The sequence below is a fragment of the Pseudomonas sp. LBUM1656 genome (assembly GCF_059716065.1).
Map to the genome: position 1 here is coordinate 723,245 of NZ_CP166800.1, position 20,669 is coordinate 743,913.

General features: G+C 60.9%; 19 protein-coding genes. 13 read left to right on the top strand and 6 right to left on the bottom strand.

All coding sequences use genetic code 11. The features are described 5' to 3' along the window. Positions 1 to 103 precede the first annotated feature (103 nt). From ACA072_RS03135 to ACA072_RS03160, 6 genes are all read left to right on the top strand, one after another. Complete coding sequence (locus ACA072_RS03135) at positions 104 to 1,171, top strand: DUF2333 family protein (RefSeq protein ID WP_462028737.1); 1,068 nt, start codon at positions 104 to 106, stop codon at positions 1,169 to 1,171. 3 nt (positions 1,172 to 1,174) lie between these two features. Beyond that, positions 1,175 to 1,732: an NUDIX hydrolase gene (locus ACA072_RS03140; RefSeq protein ID WP_497623066.1), complete on the top strand. Its 558-nt coding sequence runs from the start codon at positions 1,175 to 1,177 to the stop codon at positions 1,730 to 1,732. Between the two features lie 291 nt (positions 1,733 to 2,023). Continuing rightward, the gene (locus ACA072_RS03145; RefSeq protein WP_010463867.1) at positions 2,024 to 2,395 is read left to right on the top strand and encodes a translation initiation factor Sui1; all 372 of its coding nucleotides are present in this window, start codon (positions 2,024 to 2,026) and stop codon (positions 2,393 to 2,395) included. Positions 2,396 to 2,618: 223 nt separating this feature from the next. Continuing rightward, positions 2,619 to 4,532 (top strand): arginine decarboxylase, encoded by a 1,914-nt coding sequence (gene speA / locus ACA072_RS03150; RefSeq protein ID WP_497623068.1) that lies wholly within the window; start codon positions 2,619 to 2,621, stop codon positions 4,530 to 4,532. Between the two features lie 234 nt (positions 4,533 to 4,766). Next, a complete protein-coding gene (locus tag ACA072_RS03155) occupies positions 4,767 to 6,089 on the top strand; it encodes a type VI secretion system Vgr family protein (protein WP_497623070.1) in 1,323 nt (440 codons plus the stop codon). After that, positions 6,086 to 6,883: a DUF4123 domain-containing protein gene (locus tag ACA072_RS03160; protein WP_497623072.1), complete on the top strand. Its 798-nt coding sequence runs from the start codon at positions 6,086 to 6,088 to the stop codon at positions 6,881 to 6,883. Before ACA072_RS03155 ends, ACA072_RS03160 begins: the two co-directional genes overlap by 4 nt. Before the next feature lie 48 nt (positions 6,884 to 6,931). Here the strand turns inward: ACA072_RS03160 and ACA072_RS03165 are convergent, their stop codons facing one another. Both ACA072_RS03165 and ACA072_RS03170 read right to left on the bottom strand, forming a co-directional pair. Beyond that, a complete protein-coding gene (locus tag ACA072_RS03165) occupies positions 6,932 to 8,281 on the bottom strand; it encodes an MATE family efflux transporter (protein WP_497623073.1) in 1,350 nt (449 codons plus the stop codon). Between the two features lie 162 nt (positions 8,282 to 8,443). Further along, positions 8,444 to 8,737, bottom strand: coding sequence for a hypothetical protein (locus ACA072_RS03170; protein WP_109627794.1), 294 nt, complete (start codon positions 8,735 to 8,737; stop codon positions 8,444 to 8,446). Between the two features lie 257 nt (positions 8,738 to 8,994). Between ACA072_RS03170 and ACA072_RS03175 the strand changes: the two genes are divergently transcribed. From ACA072_RS03175 to ACA072_RS03195, 5 genes are all read left to right on the top strand, one after another. Then, the gene (locus ACA072_RS03175; RefSeq protein WP_497623075.1) at positions 8,995 to 9,297 is read left to right on the top strand and encodes a MazG-like family protein; all 303 of its coding nucleotides are present in this window, start codon (positions 8,995 to 8,997) and stop codon (positions 9,295 to 9,297) included. Continuing rightward, positions 9,297 to 10,046, top strand: a complete 750-nt coding sequence (locus tag ACA072_RS03180) for a methyltransferase domain-containing protein (RefSeq protein WP_497623077.1) — start codon at positions 9,297 to 9,299, stop codon at positions 10,044 to 10,046. Before ACA072_RS03175 ends, ACA072_RS03180 begins: the two co-directional genes overlap by 1 nt. 12 nt (positions 10,047 to 10,058) lie before the next feature. Further along, positions 10,059 to 10,676, top strand: a complete 618-nt coding sequence (locus ACA072_RS03185; RefSeq protein ID WP_497623079.1) for a DUF4136 domain-containing protein — start codon at positions 10,059 to 10,061, stop codon at positions 10,674 to 10,676. A gap of 54 nt (positions 10,677 to 10,730) precedes the next feature. Beyond that, positions 10,731 to 11,288 (top strand): DUF4136 domain-containing protein, encoded by a 558-nt coding sequence (locus ACA072_RS03190; protein ID WP_497623081.1) that lies wholly within the window; start codon positions 10,731 to 10,733, stop codon positions 11,286 to 11,288. Positions 11,289 to 11,510: 222 nt separating this feature from the next. Then, positions 11,511 to 13,898, top strand: coding sequence for an autotransporter family protein (locus tag ACA072_RS03195; RefSeq protein ID WP_497623083.1), 2,388 nt, complete (start codon positions 11,511 to 11,513; stop codon positions 13,896 to 13,898). Positions 13,899 to 14,077: 179 nt separating this feature from the next. Here ACA072_RS03195 and ACA072_RS03200 read toward each other — a convergent pair whose 3' ends face one another. Together ACA072_RS03200 and ACA072_RS03205 are read right to left on the bottom strand one after the other, a co-directional pair. Then, the gene (locus ACA072_RS03200; RefSeq protein WP_497623085.1) at positions 14,078 to 14,932 is read right to left on the bottom strand and encodes a MaoC family dehydratase; all 855 of its coding nucleotides are present in this window, start codon (positions 14,930 to 14,932) and stop codon (positions 14,078 to 14,080) included. Between the two features lie 2 nt (positions 14,933 to 14,934). Further along, the gene (locus ACA072_RS03205; RefSeq protein ID WP_497623087.1) at positions 14,935 to 16,287 is read right to left on the bottom strand and encodes a 3-oxoacyl-ACP reductase; all 1,353 of its coding nucleotides are present in this window, start codon (positions 16,285 to 16,287) and stop codon (positions 14,935 to 14,937) included. Positions 16,288 to 16,566: 279 nt separating this feature from the next. Here ACA072_RS03205 and ACA072_RS03210 point away from each other — a divergent pair, with 279 nt between their 5' ends. After that, positions 16,567 to 17,844: an acetyl-CoA C-acetyltransferase gene (locus ACA072_RS03210; RefSeq protein ID WP_497623089.1), complete on the top strand. Its 1,278-nt coding sequence runs from the start codon at positions 16,567 to 16,569 to the stop codon at positions 17,842 to 17,844. Here the strand turns inward: ACA072_RS03210 and ACA072_RS03215 are convergent. Further along, the gene (locus ACA072_RS03215; protein WP_497623091.1) at positions 17,831 to 18,859 is read right to left on the bottom strand and encodes a bile acid:sodium symporter family protein; all 1,029 of its coding nucleotides are present in this window, start codon (positions 18,857 to 18,859) and stop codon (positions 17,831 to 17,833) included. The two genes, ACA072_RS03210 and ACA072_RS03215, sit on opposite strands and share 14 nt — an antisense overlap. 84 nt (positions 18,860 to 18,943) lie before the next feature. On the opposite strand from ACA072_RS03215, the gene ACA072_RS03220 reads away from it, so the two are divergent. Then, positions 18,944 to 19,735: an AraC family transcriptional regulator gene (locus ACA072_RS03220; RefSeq protein WP_497623093.1), complete on the top strand. Its 792-nt coding sequence runs from the start codon at positions 18,944 to 18,946 to the stop codon at positions 19,733 to 19,735. Between the two features lie 127 nt (positions 19,736 to 19,862). On the opposite strand, the gene ACA072_RS03225 is transcribed toward ACA072_RS03220, so the two are convergent. Further along, entirely contained in the window at positions 19,863 to 20,630 is a 768-nt protein-coding gene (locus tag ACA072_RS03225; RefSeq protein ID WP_370655161.1) for a methyl-accepting chemotaxis protein, read from the bottom strand. Between the last annotated feature and the right edge of the window lie 39 nt (positions 20,631 to 20,669).

Here is a 20,669-nt window from a genome sequence, read left to right on the forward strand (position 1 = left end):
ATTTATAGTGGCGCCTCGACGATGCGATTGTGTGGCAAACGAGGCACGATGGCGTAGGGTTGTGGTCGAACCGATGAACTCAAGTGATTGAAAGGATATCGCCATGCTGGACTGGAAGAATCGCGCGGGCAGCGCGCCTGAACGTGCCGCTGAACCGAAATCGGCCACCCGCAGTTACGTTGGCGGCCTGTTGTTCAGCCGGGCGTTGGCTACGCTGATTGGCCTTTACCTGCTGGTAGCGATCGGGCTGGGTTGGTATTGGAGCCAGGAGCCTGCGCTGTTCCCTGTTCAACAAAATGCTCAGGCGGCTGCCGAGAAAGAAGGCAAGCAGATGGTCATCGGGTACACCACGGTGGAAACCCTCAAGACTGTCGCCGGTACGTTGCTGAGCAAACCAGGTGGCTATATTTCCAACGACCGTTTCCCGCCGGGCCTGTGGATGGACAACACGCCGAGCTGGGAATATGGCGTGCTGGTCCAGGTCCGCGACCTGAGCCGTGCCATGCGTAAAGACTTCGCCCGCTCCCAGTCGCAATCCACTGAAGACGCTGACCTGGCCAAGGCCGAGCCGCGTTTCAACTTCGACAACAAGAGCTGGGTGCTGCCTTCCAGTGAGTCCGAATACCAGGAAGGCATCAATTCCCTGAGCCGTTATCAGGCTCGCCTGTCCGATCCGAGTCAGAAAAGCGCGCTGTTCTATGCTCGCGCCGATAACCTGAACAACTGGCTGGGCGATGTCGGTACCCGTTTGGGTTCGTTGTCACAACGGCTGTCGGCCAGCGTTGGCCGGGTGAAACTCAACACCGCGCTGAAAACCGAAGTCCTGGCCCCGGGTCAGGTGCCGCAGGTCGATGAGGAAATCGTCGAGACACCTTGGATGCAGATCGACAATGTGTTCTACGAAGCCCGCGGCCAGGCTTGGGCCTTGTCCCATCTGCTGCGCGCCATTGAAGTCGACTTCGCCGATGTGCTGGCGAAGAAGAACGCCACGGTCAGCGTGCGCCAGATCATTCGTGAGCTGGAAGCTTCGCAAGAGCCGGTGTGGAGCCCGATGATCCTCAACGGCAGCGGCTTCGGCGTGCTGGCCAACCACTCGCTGGTCATGGCCAACTACATCTCCCGGGCCAACGCCGCAGTGATCGATCTGCGTCAATTGCTCAATCAGGGCTGAGTCATGGTCGATAACGCCAAAGAGGCCGCCCATCGCGCGGCCTCGGATGCCGAACAGATCGCCTGGGTCGACGAGCAGGACAACCTGCTCGGCGCCCTGGTCCGTTCCGACCTGCGCGAACGCGGGCTGATCGGGCGTGGCACCTACATCATGCTGTTCAATTCGGCCGGTGAACTGTGCGTTCACCGTCGAACCCTGAGCAAAGCCATTTACCCCGGTTACTGGGACGTAGCGGCAGGCGGCATGGTGCTCGCCACCGAGACGTACGCCGAATCGGCCGCGCGTGAACTGGAAGAAGAGCTGGGTGTGAGCGGCGTGGAACTGAGCGCCCATGACCACTTTTTCTTCGAGGACACCGGCAATCGCCTCTGGTGTTCGGCGTTTTCGGCGGTGTGGGACGGTCCGTTGATCCTGCAACCGGAAGAGGTGCTGGAAGCGCGCTTCATCCCCATCGATCAGGTCCTGCTGGAAATCCAGCAAAAGCCTTATTGCCCGGACTCTCTGGCTGCGTTGAAGCGCTACCTTCGGGCTCGCGGGGATGACGTCGCAAAAGAGGCATAAATTGGCGCCGATTGGCTCTTAGCAAGTCGGCTTTTTGCCGTTACACTGCGCGACCTTTTCAAGCTGAGCCGGCATTGCTCTTTGTAGCAGCTGTCGAGTGCAACGAGGCTGCGATCTTTTGACTTTGCTTTTGAATCGAAATCAAAAGATCGCAGCCTCGTTGCACTCGACAGCTGCTACATAGGGAATTACCGTTTCGGTAGCGCTGCCCCTGCCTGAGTGGGGCTTCGCGGTCGATGGCAGCTTCCCAAGTTGCCGCGACCAGTCTTTGTCCTCCCAAGAGGATTGCCGGTGGCCAAAAAAGCCGCATCCTTCGCCGCCCTTGGTGGCCTGGTATTTTCCACCGACGCAGGTCGTCATTGCCCCGATTGCAGTAAACCGGTGGACGCCTGCATCTGCAAACAGACCGTTATCCCGGCCGGCGACGGCATCGCTCGCGTGCGTCGCGAAAGCAAGGGCCGCGGCGGCAAGACGGTGACCACCATCACCGGCGTACCGTTGGCAGAAGAAGCGCTCAAGGACCTGGCCACCACGTTGAAGAAACGGTGCGGGACCGGTGGAGCGTTGAAGGACGGAATCATCGAAATCCAGGGCGATCATGTCGAGCTACTCTTGGCTGAATTGATCAAGCTGGGTTTCAAAGCGAAGAAGTCCGGCGGCTAGCAGCCTCTGTGAAAACCACCCTCGGCTTGATCCAGTCCCGATTCAACTCTGGCCTGGCGTCGTCTACATGGTTTTCACAGAGCCTGTTCTGACCGGTTTCTAAACTCAGCGCTGAATGTGAGGTCTATGGCCCTTGCATGCAGGCTAATCGTCATTTTCATTCTTTAGACTGCGCCGGCCTGAACCCAGGCGACGCTCTATGACTTCTTTATAGGGGACTTCAATGTCCGTACGACGCACACGCAAAGACGATGGCAGCCAATGGACAGTTGCGGACAGCCGCAGTGTTTACGGGATTCGCCATTGGGGGGCCGGGTACTTCGCGATCAATGACGCCGGTCGCGTCGAAGTTCGTCCGAACGGTCCGGCCAGTTCGCCTATCGACCTCTTCGAGCAAGTCGACCAGCTGCGCAAAAGCGGCCTGTCCTTGCCGTTGCTGGTGCGTTTCCCGGACATTCTGCAAGACCGCGTGCGTCAGCTGACCGGTGCGTTCGACGCCAACATCGAGCGCCTGGAATACCAGAGCAAGTACACCGCGCTGTACCCGATCAAGGTGAACCAGCAAGAAGCGGTGATCGAAAACATCATCGCCACCCAGGACGTTTCCATCGGCCTGGAAGCCGGCTCAAAGCCTGAGCTGCTGGCCGTGTTGGCCCTGGCGCCGAAGGGCGGCACCATCGTGTGCAACGGTTACAAGGATCGCGAGTTCATCCGTCTGGCGCTGATGGGTCAGAAACTCGGCCACAACGTGTTCATCGTGATCGAGAAAGAATCCGAAGTCGCTCTGGTGATCGAAGAAGCTGCCTCGCTGAAGGTCAAGCCTCAAGTCGGCTTGCGCGTGCGTCTGTCGTCCCTGGCCTCCAGCAAGTGGGCGGACACCGGTGGCGAGAAATCCAAGTTCGGTCTGTCGGCGGCGCAGCTGCTGTCGGTGGTCGAGCGTTTCCGCGCGGCCGGCCTGGATCAGGGCATCCGCCTGCTGCACTTCCACATGGGCTCGCAGATCGCCAACCTGGCGGACTACCAGCACGGCTTCAAGGAAGCGATTCGTTACTACGGCGAACTGCGCAACCTCGGCTTGCCGGTTGACCACATCGACGTCGGTGGCGGTCTGGGCGTCGACTACGACGGTACCCACTCGCGCAACGCCAGCTCGATCAACTACGACATGGACGATTACGCCGGTGTCGTGGTCGGGATGCTCAAGGAATTCTGCGACGCGCAGAGCCTGCCGCACCCGAACATCTTCTCCGAAAGCGGCCGCTCGCTGACCGCTCACCACGCCATGCTGGTGGTGCAGGTGACCGACGTCGAGAAACACAACGACGACGTGCCGAAGATCGACAACAAGGAAGAGCTGCCGGAAACCGTACAGTGGCTGGTTGACCTGCTGGGCCCGACCGACATCGAGATGGTCACTGAAACGTACTGGCGCGCCACTCACTACATGAGCGACGTGGCCACCCAGTACGCCGATGGCAAACTGACCCTGGCCGAGAAAGCCCTGGCCGAGCAATGCTACTTCGCCGTGTGCCGTCGCCTGCACAACTCGTTGAAAGCGCGTCAGCGTTCGCACCGCCAGGTACTCGACGAACTCAACGACAAGCTGGCCGACAAGTACATCTGCAATTTCTCGGTATTCCAGAGCCTGCCGGACACCTGGGCCATCGGCCAGGTCCTGCCGATCCTGCCGTTGCACCGTCTTGACGAAGAGCCGCTGCGCCGCGCCGTGCTGCAGGATCTGACCTGCGACTCCGACGGCAAGATCAAGCAATACGTCGATGAGCAGAGCATCGAAACCAGCTTGCCGGTTCACGGTTTGAACGAAGGCGAGGACTACCTGCTGGGTATTTTCCTGGTCGGCGCTTACCAGGAAATCCTTGGCGACATGCACAACCTGTTTGGTGACACCGACTCGGTGAACATCTACCAGAACGCTGACGGCAGCGTGTACCACGCCGGTATCGAAACCCACGACACCATCGAAGACATGCTGCGTTACGTGCACTTGTCGCCGGAAGAGCTGATGACCCACTACCGCGACAAATGCGCCAGTGCGCGCATCACCGCCGCCGAGCGCACTCAGTTCCTCGACGCACTGCGTCTGGGCCTGACCCGTTCGTCTTACCTGTCTTCTTGAGGTAAGGCACCGCTCTCAGCAGGTTGTCTGAAAATATTCCGCTCGGTGCGGGAAATTTCAGATGACCTGGTGGGACGCTCCCCTGATTCAAAGCGAAATGACTCACATCCCCGGCTATCCAAGCGATGTGGTCCTCTTTTCGCGTAGGTCATTTCCTAAGTTGTACTTCGGCACTCTACTCGGCCAACTCTCTCGGAGAGAATCCCCGGCCGCCCCTCCTGTAGAGAATCGCCGATGTTCGATCCAGTCAACGAGCCGTCATTTCGTCTGGATGTAGAGGGTCTGCCCGACCCCGTTGAGGTCTTGGCCTTTACCGGCAATGAAGCGATCAGCGAACCCTTCGTGTTCGACGTGGATCTGTTGATCGATGACCCGACATTGGACCTGGCAAGCCTGCTGTACCGCCCGGCCTTTTTGCATCTCGGATCGTCGGTGACCGGTTTTCACGGCCAGTTGCATGAACTCGTCCAGGCTGGCCAGGGTGCTGCGCCCAGGCTTTGTCGTGTGCGCCTGAAACCGAAACTGGCCTGCCTGGCCCAGCGTTTCAGCCAGCGCATCTTCAGCAACCGTTCTGTACCCGAGATCCTCGCCCAGGTACTCAAGGAGCATGGCATTGCCGGCAAGGATCGGCGCTTTGACTTGAGCGGCGATTATCCGCCCCGTGACTTCTGCACGCAGTACCGGGAGTCGGATCTGCAGTTCCTCCAGCGACTGTGCGCACAGGAGCGGCTTCACTACCACTTCGAGCATCGCCGGCGCGGACATTGTCTGGTCATTGGTGATGAGCCAGGGCAATTTCAGCGAGGAACCGAGATGGTTTTTGACCCCGACATCGAACAACCTGGCGTGCAGCAGTTCAAGGTTCAAGGCAGCGCACAGGCTGGCGAAGGTCAGACGAACCTGGCCACGCTACGCAGCGGCCAGCGTGTGCTGCTCTCCGGTCATCCGTGTACCGACTGGAATCGTCTCTGGCTGCTGATCCATGTCGAGCATCAGGGTGGTCAAATGCCGGGGGGGGCTTATGGCAACCAGATCCGCGCGGTTGCCGGGGCGTTACCGCTCCCAGTGCCTGATTCGGTAAAGCCCCTCCGGATGCACAGCCTGCAGCGGGCCTGGGTGGTTGACGTCGATGAGCCGCAACCCGATTCGTCCAGGCCTGTTGCCGTGCAGTTTGACTGGACCTATCAAGGCGAAGGCGCTGAGCCCAGCCACTGCTGGCTACCGCTGGCGCCAGAATTGGGCGATGCGCACGCCCTGTCGTTGAGTGAAGGCGCGCAGGTGCTGGTGAGCTTTGTCGAAGGCGATCCGGATCAACCGTTAATCACCGGGTTTCTTCCTGGCCCACCTCGCACCCAAGCGTGCGACTTGCCCGAACTTCCACCCGCCGCAGCAATAGATGACAACGGGGTGCTCGACGGGTTGTTGCGTACGTTGCAATCCAGTGAACCGATCGTGCTGCTGTGTCTGATGCCCGGCGGGGGCAGTTTCAGCCATTGCGCGCAAGCCTTCTGCACTTGCCGGGCAGCAACGCAGCTTGGCCAGAGCGGTGCGGCATGATCGTCGCCCAGGCGCCGGACTCAACCGCGCAATGGCTGTTGCTCGACGTGCCGGGAGAGCCTGAGACTGGTGCGATGCTGCACGAGCAGTTCGCGCAGGCGCGACGGTTCTGGCTGTTCGATGGCACCGAGTTTCAGCCGTTACGCGAGCACGGGCCGCTGTTGGTCGACCTCAAGGGCTGCCCGGCGCTGGCCGAGCTGTGCCTGCGCGAACCGCACAGCTGGAGCGGTTTGTTGCTGCTCAGTGAGGCGTCGCCGTCGCAGTTGCTCGAGCATTTGCGCCGCATGCTCACGGTCACCTTTGGCCTGCATCACCGCGCGTTGTTGAGTTACTACAACCCCCACACCGCCAGTTACTTTTTCGATGCCTGCGATGCCCTGGAACTGAGTCGCTGGCTGGGGCCGATCAGTCAGTTGCGCTGGTTTGGCGGAACCTGGGCCGACCGGGCAATTGGCAGTCAGGGCTGGCAGCAGTTGTTTAATCCGGGGCTTGCTGTCAGCCCGTTGGCCATCGAAGAAAACCTGACGCCTCGTCAACGGGACACCTTGCAAACCTGCTTGCTTGAACAGCACGCCTGGCATTGGAGCCGGTCCACCGGAACCGACTACACCCGTCTGTGGGCTCATGTGCAAGAAGGGCTGGCGCTGGGTTTCAGCGAGCGCCCGGTGCTCGATGGCTGGCTATGGTTGCGCTTGCAGTACCCGGGGGCTACACCCGCGCAACCATTGCCGGGGGTTACTCAGCAGGAACGTCTCGATAGCCTGCGCAACCTGTGGCAGAGAGGTCAATCCTGAACACGGGGTTCGACATTGAGAGGCGACCCCTGACCGGCGCAGGCTGACTCAATGAGCCCTGCCTGTAAACCAACCGTCGTTTTTGCGCAGGAACCAGGCAAACGCGCCGAGAGTCAGGCTGCGCAATGCCATGAACAACAGGAACGTTATCCACAGTCCATGGTTACCCAAACCTTGCAGTGCCCAGGCGAACGGCAGCAGCAAAATGACTGTCAGCAGCATGCCATTGCGCATTTCCCGGGCACGCGTTGCGCCGATGAACAGCCCGTCGAGCAGGTAACTCCAGACGGCAATCAGCGGCAGCGCGGCGAGGTAGGGCAGGTAGATGAATGCGGTGTCGCGCACGCTCTGTATGTCGGTCTGCATCTCGATGAACAGGTGTCCGGCTAAGGCGAACAGCACCGCAAAACCCAGACTCGCCAGCAACGACCAGCCGCAGGCAACCACCAATGAACGACGCAGCGCCTCGCGATCACGGGCGCCGATGGCATGCCCGCACAGGGCCTCCACGGCATGGGCCAGGCCATCCAGCGCGTGGGCGGTCAGCAGCAAGCCGTTGAGCAGCAGGGCGTTGGCGGCGACGGTGGCATCACCGAGCCGCGCGCCCTGTACGGTGATCAGGAAAAACACCGATTGCAGCGCCAGGCTACGGATGAAAATGTCGCGGTTCACGGCCAGCAGTGGTCGCCAGCTCTGCCACAGTGCCAGCGCGGCCCAGGCGATGTGGCCGGGATAGGCGCGCAGGGCTTTGCGAGTCATCAGCAGGCCGATTACGGCGCCGGTCCATTCGGCGATCACCGACGCCTTGGCCGAGCCGACTACGCCCCAGTCCAGCCCGAGCACGAACCACAGGTTCAACGCGATGTTTACCAGGTTGGTACTCAACAGAATCGCCAGCGGTGCCCGGGCGTTCTGGGTGCCGAGGAACCAGCCGACCAGCGCATAACTGGCCAGTGCCGCCGGCAGACCGAATAGCCGTGTGTGGAAAAATTCGCGGGTGAGTTGGTCGAGCTCGGCCGAGGGTTGCATGAAGTGCAACGCGACACCGCTCAGGGGGACACCCAATGCTCCCAGGACAATCGCCAGCCCCATCGCCAGTAACAAGCCCTGCAACAAAATCTGCCGTAACGCCGCGCCATCTCCGCGCCCGGCGGCCTGGGCCGCGAAACCGGTCGTGCCCATGCGCAGAAAACCCATGCCCCAGGCCAGAAAGGTATACAGGCTGGCCCCGACCGCCACGGCGCCCAACTGATGGGCGTGGGGCAGGTGACCGATGACGGTGCTGTCGACCAACGCCACCAGCGGAACGGAAATGTTCGAAAGAATCATCGGCGCAGCCAGCGCCCAGACCCGACGATGGGTAGGGCGGTCGCGCCAGTCGGCAATCAGGTTGGACATGCAGGCTCCTTGGGGGAGCGGGCATTGTAGCGATACATTCGGAATCTGCAGCGATCCATTGTGGGAGCGGGCTTGCTCGCGAAGGCGGTGTATCAGTCAAGGTGATGCCGGATGTGCCGACGCTTTCGCGAGCAAGCCCGCTCCCACAGGGGGATCAGATGGTTAATGAATAATCCAGCTCAGCAACCACAGCCCCAACAGCAACCAGATAATCCCCATGATGATCGACGCATTCATGAACGCCCGGATCGCCGACCACAACAGCATCAACCCCAGGATCAGCGCGATGATGCTGATGATCGACGTATCCATCCCCAGCGCACGGGACAAGCCTTCGACAAAGTTGCTGCCGGCATGGCTCAACAGGTTGAACAAGCCGCTGAGGCCGTCAACGATAAACCGGATGACCGAACCGAGTGCCTGGCCGAGCCATTCGAAAAAACTTTCTACCTGCATGTCTTGAACGTCCTGATGTAAGTGGTGGCGTGCTTGCCGGACTTGAGCCTTGGGCCATGGATTGCGCTGCCGAGTTCCCCACAAGCATAGAGGGTTGCATAGACCCTGTGGGAGCGGGCTTGCTCGCGAAGGCGGTGTATCTGGTAACTTCTACGTTGAATTCCAGTCCGCTATCGCGAGCAAGCCCGCTCCCACAGAAAAGCACCCTTGCCATCCCCGGCCATCCCCCCGAAGCTATACGCCTTCAGGAGAGCCCGATGAACCTTGTTGAACTGACCGAACGCCTGCACGCCATCCGTGACCGCAATGACTGGCGGCAATTTCACAGCCCGAAAAACCTGGCCATGGCCGCGAGCGTGGAAATGTCCGAGCTGGTGGAGATTTTCCAGTGGCTGACCGAAGACCAGTCGCGCCAGTTGCCGGCGGACAAACTCGCCCACACCGGGCAGGAAATCGGCGACATCGTCCTCTATCTATTGCTGCTGTGCAGCGAGTTGGGCCTGGACATGAATGAAGTGGTACGCAGCAAACTCGCAGACAGCGAAAAGAGGTTCAGCTGATGAGCGATCGTCATTTCGATCAACTGGCGACCCGGTTTGCCGAGAAAATCTACGGCGGGGCCAAAGGCGCGATCCGCCTGGCAGTGCTTCAGGCCGACCTGGTCGAAACCCTGCCGGACCGGCCGCTGCGCGTGCTGGATATCGGCGCGGGCCTGGGCCACATGTCGTTGTGGCTGGCCCAGCGTGGTCATGACGTCACGCTGGCCGAACCCGCCGAACCGATGCTCGAAGGCGCCCGACAGCGCTTCGCCGACGCCGGGCAGACCGCCACGTTCATTCAGGCGCCGTGGCAGGAGTTGCTCGGTCAGCTCACTGAGCCCTACGACCTGGTGCTGTGCCACGCCGTGCTGGAATGGCTCGCCGAACCCCACGCGATCCTGCCGGTGCTGCATCAGTTGACCAGGCAGGACGGCTGGCTGTCCCTGGCCTTCTACAACCGCGATGCGCTGATTTATCGCAACTTGCTCAAGGGCCACTTTCGCAAGATGCGTAAGAATGACATGGCTGGCGAGAAGCAGAGCCTGACCCCGCAGCAGCCCCTTGATCCGCGTGAGCTGGCGGCGCAACTTGAGGGCCTGTGGCAGGTCGAAACCCAGAGCGGGGTGCGGGTTTTTCACGACTACATGCCGGTGGAGTTCCAGGCCCGCGCCGAACTCGTGGACTTGCTCGAAATGGAGCTGGCCCACCGTCGCCACCCAAGCTTTGCCGGGCTTGGGCGCTATCTGCACTGGATCTGTCGGCCGGTCTGATCGGAGCGCAACATGAAAAGTCGTTCAGGGTTACTGGTGATCTGTCTCGGGTTGGCGGCCTGCCAGGGCACCAACCCTTATGTGGCGACCTCCAACCCGTTGCCGCCGGCACCGCCTCAGGCGGCCAAGACCTTCGACCGTAGCGCCTATCCGGCACCGCCGCGTGACTATGGGCGTTATCGCAGCTGGGCCTGGCTCAACGGGCAACTGCCACCGGGCAGCGCCTGGGCGGACTCGGCCCAGGTCGCCGAAGCGGTCAGCAACGCCCTCGATCAGCGCGGGTTGCGCCCGTTGCACGATAACAACCGTCCGGCTGACCTGTTTGTCAGCGCCGATCTGCATCTGGAAACCCGTTTGCGCCAGGTCCGGGACGACTACGGTTATTACGGCGGTGGTTATGGTGGCTATAACCGTTACGGCAACGGTTATGGCATGTACAACACGGTGCCAATCGTGCGCACTTATCAGGAACAGGTCGTGGTGGTGCGGGTCGATTTGTTCGACGCTCAAAGCGGCCAACCGGTGTGGAGTGCCAGCGCCGAAACCGGTAATCGGGGCAGCCAGAGCGAGCGTGCCGACGCGATAAGGGAGGCTGTAGAAAAGGCCATGTCGGCGTATCCTCCCAGTTAGCTTCTGTTATCTGGAAGCCTTTCACAGGTTCATGTCTTCAACCGGAGAACCATCATGATCCGCCGTTTCGCTTTACTGGCTGTGGCCGCGTTGCTCAGTGCCTGCGCCGCCAACCAGGTCAATAATGACTTCGATGCCAGCCGCGACTTCGCCGCCTATCGCAGCTGGACCTGGAAAGAACCCGCCCTGCAATATCGCCCCGATGACCCACGGATCAAGAGCGACCTGACCGAACAGCGCATCCGCCAATCGGTGGCCGATCAACTGGATCAGCGTGGTCTGCGCCCGGCCGCGGCCGGCAGCAAAGGTAATCTGAACGTCCAGACCTACCTGATCATCGAAGAGCGCCAGCAACAGGTGACCACCAACTATGGCGGCGGTTGGGGTAATCCCTGGAACGGTTACTGGGGCGGGCCGATGTACAACGAAACCCGCAACGTGACCTACAAGGTGGCGACCATCCAGATCGACCTGCTCGATGGCAATGACGGCAAGCTGGTGTGGCGTGGCAGCGATGAACAAATGCTCAGTCGCACGACGAATCCGTCGGACCGCAGCACGGCGATACGCGAAACCGTGGGGCGGATCCTCGCCAACTATCCGCCGCACTAAACACCGAATCTCAAACACCCCCTGTTGGAGCGCTGCTTTTTCTCCCCCGCTTGCGACGCCTCATAATTTGACGCCATCACTTTGACTTTTGTGTAGTGTCTAAATGATGGCTCGTGTACATTTGCCGCGCCTGAACAAGCAGCCTGCTGACGGGCCGGTAGGGATGCCTCATTGAAACTGTGAACCCTGCTGGAACATTCACGTTTCGGAAGGGATTCTCGATTGAACACCTCTTGCCTGCGCCGCTCGCTGCTGGCGCTGTCTGTTGCTGCCGCTTCTCATACTTCTGCTGTCGTTGCCGCCAACCTTGACTACAACGTGGGCAATGGACCTTATTCAACGCTTCAGGATAACTGGCAAACCCTGACGTTTTCCGGCAGCGCCAATGTCGTGACCGTTGCTTCCCCGGGTCTGACTTTTGCTGTGCGCCTGAACGGGCTGACCACGCAAAATGACCTGATCAATAAAAGCTCGATCAATATTGACGGCGCCACCTCGGGTATCGGTATCGTGGTGGGGCCGGGTGGTGGTAGTGCCTCGGTCATTGGCGGCAATCTGGTCAATGACGGTTCAATCAAAATCAATGGCGCAGCGGGTGGCAATCTTTTCAGGGGCCTTTACGACATCGGTAGCCAGCTGACCGGCAGCCTGATCAATCGTGGTGAGATTTCAGTCAGCGGTACAGAAGCGTCCGGCATCTTGCTGTCGCACACGGCGCTGGCGGGTATCGACAACCAAGGCATCATCGGAGTCAGCGGTGATGACGCAGTGGCGGTGTTGATAGACCGCGCGAACCTGCGCGGCACCGTCAATAACAGCGGCAGTATCCGCGCCACCGGGAACAATGCCCAAGCGTTGAGTTTCTATGGGGTTATCTCTCCGGCCACCAACCGCTACGACGTGTGGAACTCGGGCACGATCTCCGGCCAATCCATTGGTATTCATGTCAGCCAACAGCCTGCGGGTCAGGGCTCATTCAATATTTATCAAAGCCAGGGGCTGATCGAGGGCGGTACGGCGGCCATTCAGGTCGACGATGGCTTCAGCTATTTCTACTGGAATGGCGGTGATGTGAAAGGGAACCTGATGGGGCTATCCGGGGTGCTCATCGACAATGACGTGACCTTTGACGGTACGACGATCCAGTCCGGCTACGTGGATGTGCAGTACGGCAAACTGACGCTGTTGCGCCCGCACACGACGATCATCGGCGATCTGGACATGCAGGATTCCAACTCGGTGCTGGGTTTGTTCCTGGGCAACGATACCGACGTCAATCAACCAGTGCTCAAGGTTACGGGTACGACTGACATCGGCGCTGGCGCACGTCTTGAATTACAGGCTCGTTCCAGCGATTTCCGCACGACCGCGGGCGGTAATCGCTACACCCTGATCAGCTCGGGGGAACTGATTGGTGGCGAGAACCTGAGCATTTCTTCCACCTCGGCCTTGCTGGACGTCAAAAGCTTCGGGGTCGAAGGTAACGATGTGAAGGCGCTGGTCAGCGCCAAGTCGGAAGAGGTGCTGGCGCAAAACACCCTGGTTGCCGGCGGCACCCGCAACGCCGCCACGGCAGTCGGGCGTTTTTCTTCGGCGGTCATGCCCGGGCTCGACGAACAAGACCCGGTGTTCCAGGCATTCGCCAATGCCGGCACCGACGCCGAGCTGGCAGCACTGGCTGAAAAACTCAGCCCCGACGTGAGCCGTGGGGTGCTGCACGCCGCCACTAACAGTCAGACGCTGGTGTCGAGCGCGATCAATGATCGTTCGAGCCGCGCGCGCACACTGAACTCATCCACTGAAAAAGGCGTGTGGCTGCAAGCGCTCACCAGCAACGCCGACCAGGACGCCCGCCGTGGGGTCGATGGCTACGACGCCGACAGCCAGGGTATCGCCGTAGGTGCGGACGGCCAGTTGAACGCCGACACCACCCTCGGTCTGGCGTACAGCTACCTCACGACTGATGTGAAATCCGACGCCGGCAGCAAAACCGACGTAACCGGTCATGCGCTGACGCTGTACGGCAACTGGACCCACGACAACTGGTTCGTGGACTCATCACTGATGTACGGCTGGAACGACAACGAATCCAGGCGCTACATCGCCGGCACACGTGCCAAGGGCGATTACGACAGCGACATCTTTGGCGTGAGTGCGCTGGCCGGTTACAGCTTTCGCCTCAATCACAGCCTTCTGCTGGAGCCGCAGATCGGTGCACGTTATGCCAACGTAGGCATGGATGCTTATCGCGAGAAGGGCAGTTCGGCGTCGCTGAATGTCGGCAGTCAGCGATATGAAGTCGGCGAGATGGGCGTTGGTGCGCGGCTGGCCGCGGCGTTTGGTGTCGGCGCTGGCAGTCTTGAGCCTGAAGCGAAGGTCATGGCCTGGCACGACTTCATCGGCGACAAGACCGCCACCACTTCGGCGTTCGTGCTGGGTGGCGATTCGTTCACCACGCGTGGTACGACGCCAGTGCGTGACAGCTATGAACTAGGCCTCGGTGCCAACTACCGTGTGGGCGCCTGGAGCGTGGGTGGTTCGTATAACTACGTGACCGGCAGCGACTTCAATGCCGATACGTTTACGGCGAAGGTGCGGTACGCGTTCTGATCCTCCTCGGTAGTGTCTGAACCACCGCCTTCGCGAGCAAGTCGAATCGTCGCACCGCCGCTCCCACATTGGATCTCCAGCGAATACAAAATATGTGATCGCAAAAGGTCAAATGTGGGAGCGGCGGTGCGACGATTCGACTTGCTCGCGAAAGCGGTCTGACAGGCACCAGAGATCAATCAGGCAATCGGCCGCCAATGCCCCACCATGTGCTCCAGATCCCCCGCGCCCACCAGCTGGAAGTCTCCACTGGACCCTGCCGCGCTGGCCAGCAACGTCACCTCGCTCGGCAACCGCACCGGTTTCCTGAACTGCACCGCGATCTCGACATTCGCCGTGGGCAGATGCTCACTCAACGCCGCTAATGTTCGGGCCTTGTTCCACAACCCATGGGCGATGGCTGTCGGAAACCCGAACAATTTGGCGCTGACGGCACTCAGGTGAATCGGGTTGTAGTCCCCGGACACTTTCGCGTACTGCCGGCCAATATCTGCCGGGGCATTCCAGCGCGCCACTTCTGTCAGCGCCGTTGTCGATGCCAACACTTCCTCGACCGGCTCGCCTTCCAGCTTGACCCCGCGACACAGCATCTGACTTTCAGCCTCCCACAGCGGCCCCAACTGATCGTCGAGCGACGTCACCAGATCAAACGTCGCACCCTTGGCATGGGGTTGCAGGTTCTGTACTTGCACGCTGACCCGCACGCGGTTCACCCCGCCCATGGGGCGCAAGACGCGGATGCGATTGCTCAGATGAATCAGCCCCAGCAGCGGGAACGGAAAGTCTTTGGCCGTGAGCAATTGCATTTGCAAGGCAAACGCCAGAATGTGTGGATAGGTCGGCGGCAGCAAACCGTTGTCGGCAAAACCGCAGACCTTGCGGTACGCCGCCAGGCGTTGCGGATCGACCTCGACCCAGCAGCGCAAACCCTTGTCGGGCAGCGTTGTACCGGTGATTTTGCGCCGCAGTGCCGCCTGCATATACAGACCCGTCAGGCTCGGTTCGCGGTTGAGTGTGTGCCAGTCGGTGATCATCTTTATGCCCCCAAGACACTTTGTCCGCAGACCCGCAACGCTTGCCCGGTGAACGCGCCGGTCCCCGGTTGAGCGAGCCACGCGACCGCTTCGGCAACGTCTTGTGGCAAGCCGCCCTGGCCCAATGAACTCATGCGTCGCCCGGCCTCGCGGATGCCGAACGGCAGGTGCGCGGTCATCTGGGTTTCGATGAACCCCGGTGCCACCGCATTGATGCTGATGCCGCGCTGATCCAGCAGCGGCGCCCAGGCCTGGGCCAGACCGATCAGCCCGGCCTTGCTCGCCGCGTAATTGGTCTGCCCGCGATTGCCGGCGATGCCGCTGATGGACGCCAGCAGAATTACACGACCGTTGTCATGCAGGGCTCCGCTGTCGAGCAGTGCCTTGGTCAGCACTTGCGGCGCGTTTAGGTTGACCGCGAGCACCGCGTCCCAGAATTCCGGAGTCATGTTGGCCAGGGTTTTATCGCGGGTGATGCCGGCGTTGTGGACCACGATGTCGACGCCGTCGGGCAGCAATTCGATCAACTGTGCGGCGGCGTCTTCGGCGCAAATGTCCAGGGTGATGCTGCGCCCGCCGAGGCGTGCGGCAAGTGCATCGAGATCGGTTTTCGCCGGGGGCACGTCAAGCAGAATGACCTCGGCGCCGTCACGGGCCAGGGTTTCGGCGATGGAGGCGCCGATGCCGCGTGCGGCACCCGTGACCAGCGCCTTGCGTCCGGCCAGTGGGCGAGTCCAGTCCGATACCTGCGTAGCGCAGGCTTTCAGGCGAACCACTTGCCCGGACACGAACGCACTTTTGGGCGAGAGGAAAAACCGCAGCGGCCCTTCGAGTTGATCCTCGGCGCCTTCACCGACATAGATCAGCTGCAAGGTGCCGCCACTGCGCAATTCCTTGGCCAGGGAACGACTGAACCCTTCCACCGCACGCTGGGCGCTGGCGGCGAACGGGTCGCTCAATGTCTCGGGCGCACGCCCCAGAATTACCAGGTGCGCACTGTGGTCGAGGTTTTTTATCAGCGGCTGGAAAAACTCGCGCAGCTGTTTGAGCTGATCGGTCTGCACCAGGTCGCTGGCGTCGAACACCACGGCCTTGAGCTTGGGGCCGTGGCCGGGAAACCACGCGGTGGCCAGGGACGGCTCGGCACCGTAGCTGTAGATTGCGTCGGTCAAGCGGTTGGCGAAGGCGCTGACTTTCTCTGCCAGCGGGCCGCCGCCAATCAACAGCGCCCCTTCGACAGGCCGCAGCCGTCCTGCTTGCCAACGCTCCAGGCGCACCGGAGACGGCAGTCCCATGGCCCCGACCAGACGATGGCCGATGGAGGAATTGGCGAAGTCGATATAACGGTCAGACATGGAACGCACTCCGGCAGCTGGGGTTCAAAGTGTGGACCACGAATGGCAATCAGTCGTTCGATCCACGAGATTAGGCCTACGCTTGAACTCAGCAGATTAGTTGGAACACCGGATTTGTGGGCAATGAGGTCACTGTGGGAGCGGGCTTGCTCGCGAAGAGGCCAGCACATTCAACATCTCTGTTGGCTGACCCGACGCTTTCGCGAGCAAGTCGGATCGCCGCACCGCCGCTCCCACAGGGGACGGTTTAACTTTCAGAAAATTGATCAGGAGCTTTTCATGACTCAGCTGCGCCGCGTCGCGATTATTGGCGGTAACCGTATCCCCTTCGCCCGCTCCAACGGGCCGTACGCCACCGCCAGTAACCAGGCGATGCTCACCGCAGCGCTCGAAGGCCTGATCGAACGCTACAACCTGCATGGCCTGCGCATTGGCGAAGTGGTCGCGGGGGCGGTCCTCAAGCTGTCCCGAGACATGAACCTGACGCGCGAATGCGTGCTCGGTTCACGGTTGTCTCCCTATACGCCGGCCTATGACATCCAGCAGGCTTGCGGCACGGGTCTTGAAGCAGCGTTGCTGGTCGCGAACAAGATTGCCCTGGGACAGATCGATTGCGGCATTGCCGGTGGCGTCGACACCACCTCGGATGCGCCGATCAGCGTCAGTGAAGGTTTGCGCCGGGTGCTGCTGCAGGCCAATCGCGCCAAGACCACCGGCGACAAACTGAAAACGTTTCTGCAACTGCGTCCCCGGGACTTGATCCCGGAGTTCCCGCGTAACGGCGAACCGCGCACAGGGTTGTCCATGGGGCAGCATTGCGAATTGATGGCCCAGACCTGGAACATCCCCCGCGAAGAACAGGATCAACTGGCGCTGGAGAGTCACCAGAAACTCGCGGCCTCGTACACCGAAGGCTGGCACAACGACCTGATGACACCGTTCCTTGGCCTGACCCGTGACAACAACCTGCGCCCGGACCTGACCCTGGAAAAACTCGCGTCGCTGAAACCGGCTTTCGAGAAAAGCGCCAAGGGCACGATGACGGCTGGCAACTCTACGCCGCTCACCGATGGCGCGTCGCTGGTGCTGCTGGGCAGTGAAGAATGGGCGAAGGAACGCGGCTTGCCGATCCTCGCGTATTTGCGTGACGGCGAGGCCGCGGCGGTGGATTTCGTCAACGGCGCTGAGGGGCTGTTGATGGCGCCGGTCTACGCGGTGCCGCGTTTGCTGGCACGCAACGGCCTGACCTTGCAGGACTTCGACTACTACGAAATCCACGAAGCCTTTGCCGCACAAGTGCTCTGCACGCTAAAGGCCTGGGAAGATCCGGAGTATTGCAAAACCCGCCTCGGCCTCGACGCGCCGCTGGGCGCCATCGACCGCAGCCGCCTCAATGTCAAAGGCAGTTCACTGGCGGCCGGGCATCCGTTTGCCGCGACCGGCGGGCGCATCGTCGCCAACCTGGCGAAGTTGCTCGACGCAGCGGGCAAGGGCCGAGGCTTGATCTCGATCTGCGCCGCCGGTGGTCAGGGCGTGACGGCGATTATCGAGCGCTGATCAGTTCAACGTTCTGTTGCGCGAGGCGTTCGCGGTTGCGGTTGGCGTAATTCTCGGCCATCACCGAGCAGACGATCAGCTGCAACGGGTGGTAAATCATGATCGGCAGCAGGATCAAGCCGAGACCCGGGTTAGCGCCGAAGATCAACGCGGCCATCGGCGCACCCGCCGCCAGGGATTTTTTGCTGGCGCAGAACACCGCCGCGATCTCGTCGGCCGGGCTGAATTTCAAGGCGCGAGCGGTGCGGGTGGTCATCCACAGGATGATCGCCAGCAGGATCGCACTGCCGATCAGCGCGCTGAGAATCACGCTGTTGCCCTGTTGCTGCCACATGCCCGAGACCATCGAATTACAAAAGGCCGAGTAGACCAGCAGCAGGATCACCAGCTTATCGACGATGTTGGTGTAGCGCTTGTGGCGGGCAAAGAATTTGCCCAACAGCGGCCGCAACAGTTGGCCGAGTACCAGCGGCAACAGCAACATGGCGCAGAGGTCGAGAAGAGTTGAGCCCAGATCAATGCCGCCGGCACCGCTGCCGACCACCAGACTCACCAACAACGGCGTCAGAAAAATCCCCAGCACGCTGGACAGGCTCGCGTTGAGAATCGCCGCCGGCACGTTGCCGCCTGCGCTGCCGGTCAGGGCCACGGAAGACGAAATGGTTGAGGGCAGGGCGCACAGGTAGAAGAAGCCGAGCATCAGCAGCGACGGAATGTGCGAACCCACCAGCCTGTCGCTCAGCCACCAGATCAGCGGGAACACCGCGAAGGTGAAGCCCTGAACCATCACATGCAGCTTCCAGTTCTTCAATCCATGGCTGATCTGCTCGCTGGACAGGTTGACCCCGTGCAGGAAGAACACCAGGAACACGCCGATGTTGATCACGTATTCGGCGTGCATTCCGCCGCCCGTGGCGCCGAAGACCGGGAAGAAATACGACAGCAGCGTGGCGATCAGCATGCCGCACAAGAACCAGTCGGTGACCACACGTTTGAGGTGTTTGAAGGCATGCATAACAGGCACCGAATACATTTGTAAGAATTGATGACTTAGCCTAACGTCGGCCCTATCTGCCGTCTTGCGACATAAGGCCAATCAATGCCGACTAACGGACAACTTTCCCTCGAACGAACGATTCCGACGCTGAAGGCGTTGCCGCGACCGTTGTTCGCGCGGGCGGAAAGTCTGAATGCCGGGTCATGGACGCCGACACATCGCCACGATTGGGTGCAGTTTTCCTACGCCATCAGCGGCGTTCTCGGTGTGCACACTGCGGAGGGCAGCTTCTTTGCGCCGCCGCAGTGGGGAATCTGGATTCCGGCGGATCTTGAGCACCAGGTGGTGACCTCGATGCGCGCCGAGATGCGCAGCCTCTATGTGCGCCGTGAGGATTGTGAATGGGCGGACGGGCGTTGCCGGGTGCTGGAAGTCACGCCGCTGGCCCGGGAGCTGATCAAGAGTTTTTGCTTGCTGCCGGTGGAGTATCCACAGGGGGAGAGCCAGGAAGCACGGTTGGTGAATGTGCTGCTGGATCAGTTGGCGAATCTGCCGGAGGTGGCATTTTCCCTGCCGTTGCCGCGGCATGAGCGGCTGCTCGGGTTGTGCAATGAGCTGATCGAAAGCCCGGAACGCAACGTGACGTTGCAGGAATGGGCGCAGCGGTCGGGGATGTCGGAGAAGACGCTGATGCGCTTGTTCCAGCGCGAGACCGGGTTGAGTTTTCGCGGGTGGCGGCAGCGGATGCGGCTGCTGTCGTCGTTGAGTTTGCTGGAGGAGGGCGACAGCGTGACCAATGCGGCGCTGTCTTGCGGGTATGACTCGACGTCGGCGTTTATTGCGGCGTTCAAGGGGCTATTCGGGTTTACCCCTGGAGAACTCTTCAAGCAGTAACACCGCAGATCAATGTGAGAGCGGGCTTGCTCGCGAAGGCGGTGTATCAGTCGATATCGTTGTTGACTGACAGGCCGCTTTCGCGAGCAAGCCCGCTCCCACACTCGATTTGCGGCGCTCTTGAGGGTCAGGTTCGGAACCGGCGAACCAACCCATCCAGCTCATTCGACAATCCAGCCAGGCTCTGGGAATCCAGTCGCGCCGAGTTTGCCAGTTCTGCCACCAATTGCGCATCGCCATGGATCTGGCTGATGTGCCGATTGATGTCTTCCGCCACCTGATGCTGTTCTTCCGCCGCCGTGGCGATCTGCGTGTTCATGTCGCGAATCACGTCCACCGACTCACGAATCAGCCCGAAACTGCTGCGCGCTTCACCGATGCGGGTCACCGACTGTTGCGACACTTCCAGGCTCGCATGCATCTGCTGAGTCACTTGGCTGGTGCGCTTGGCCAGGTTGCCCAGCAAGCCATCGATTTCCGCCGTGGAATCCGCCGTACGTTTGGCCAGCGCCCGGACTTCATCCGCCACCACCGCAAACCCGCGACCTTGCTCTCCGGCCCGTGCAGCCTCAATGGCAGCGTTCAGCGCCAGCAGGTTGGTCTGTTCGGCAATCGAGCGAATGGTCCCCAGGATCGACTGAATGTCGTTGCTGTCGCGTTCCAGCTGCTGCATCGACTGCGCCGACTGTTCGATTTCCTGGCTCAGGCGATCAACGCTGGTCACGGCCGCATCAATCTGTTGCTGACCTTGACGCGCCTGGCGCTGCCCACTGTCGGCGGATTCCGCGGCCTGGCTGCAAGAGCGCGCGACTTCGTTGGCGGTGGCGACCATTTCGTGGAACGCAGTGGACACCATGTCCACCGCTTCACGCTGGCGCCCGGCGGCTTCAGCCATGTCGCTGGAGACCTGGGTCGAGCTCTTGGAGGTGGCGAG

Bases quoted from the DNA above. Each gene is read 5' to 3' on its own strand.
- ACA072_RS03135 (WP_462028737.1), top strand. From the start codon at position 104: ATGCTGGACTGGAAGAATCGCGCGGGCAGCGCGCCTGAACGTGCCGCT.
- ACA072_RS03140 (WP_497623066.1), top strand. From the start codon at position 1,175: ATGGTCGATAACGCCAAAGAGGCCGCCCATCGCGCGGCCTCGGATGCC.
- speA (WP_497623068.1), top strand. From the start codon at position 2,619: ATGTCCGTACGACGCACACGCAAAGACGATGGCAGCCAATGGACAGTT.
- ACA072_RS03155 (WP_497623070.1), top strand. From the start codon at position 4,767: ATGTTCGATCCAGTCAACGAGCCGTCATTTCGTCTGGATGTAGAGGGT.
- ACA072_RS03160 (WP_497623072.1), top strand. From the start codon at position 6,086: ATGATCGTCGCCCAGGCGCCGGACTCAACCGCGCAATGGCTGTTGCTC.
- ACA072_RS03165 (WP_497623073.1), bottom strand. From the start codon at position 8,281: ATGTCCAACCTGATTGCCGACTGGCGCGACCGCCCTACCCATCGTCGG.
- ACA072_RS03170 (WP_109627794.1), bottom strand. From the start codon at position 8,737: ATGCAGGTAGAAAGTTTTTTCGAATGGCTCGGCCAGGCACTCGGTTCG.
- ACA072_RS03175 (WP_497623075.1), top strand. From the start codon at position 8,995: ATGAACCTTGTTGAACTGACCGAACGCCTGCACGCCATCCGTGACCGC.
- ACA072_RS03180 (WP_497623077.1), top strand. From the start codon at position 9,297: ATGAGCGATCGTCATTTCGATCAACTGGCGACCCGGTTTGCCGAGAAA.
- ACA072_RS03185 (WP_497623079.1), top strand. From the start codon at position 10,059: ATGAAAAGTCGTTCAGGGTTACTGGTGATCTGTCTCGGGTTGGCGGCC.
- ACA072_RS03190 (WP_497623081.1), top strand. From the start codon at position 10,731: ATGATCCGCCGTTTCGCTTTACTGGCTGTGGCCGCGTTGCTCAGTGCC.
- ACA072_RS03200 (WP_497623085.1), bottom strand. From the start codon at position 14,932: ATGATCACCGACTGGCACACACTCAACCGCGAACCGAGCCTGACGGGT.
- ACA072_RS03205 (WP_497623087.1), bottom strand. From the start codon at position 16,287: ATGTCTGACCGTTATATCGACTTCGCCAATTCCTCCATCGGCCATCGT.
- ACA072_RS03210 (WP_497623089.1), top strand. From the start codon at position 16,567: ATGACTCAGCTGCGCCGCGTCGCGATTATTGGCGGTAACCGTATCCCC.
- ACA072_RS03215 (WP_497623091.1), bottom strand. From the start codon at position 18,859: ATGCATGCCTTCAAACACCTCAAACGTGTGGTCACCGACTGGTTCTTG.
- ACA072_RS03220 (WP_497623093.1), top strand. From the start codon at position 18,944: ATGCCGACTAACGGACAACTTTCCCTCGAACGAACGATTCCGACGCTG.
- ACA072_RS03225 (WP_370655161.1), bottom strand. From the start codon at position 20,630: ATGGCTGAAGCCGCCGGGCGCCAGCGTGAAGCGGTGGACATGGTGTCC.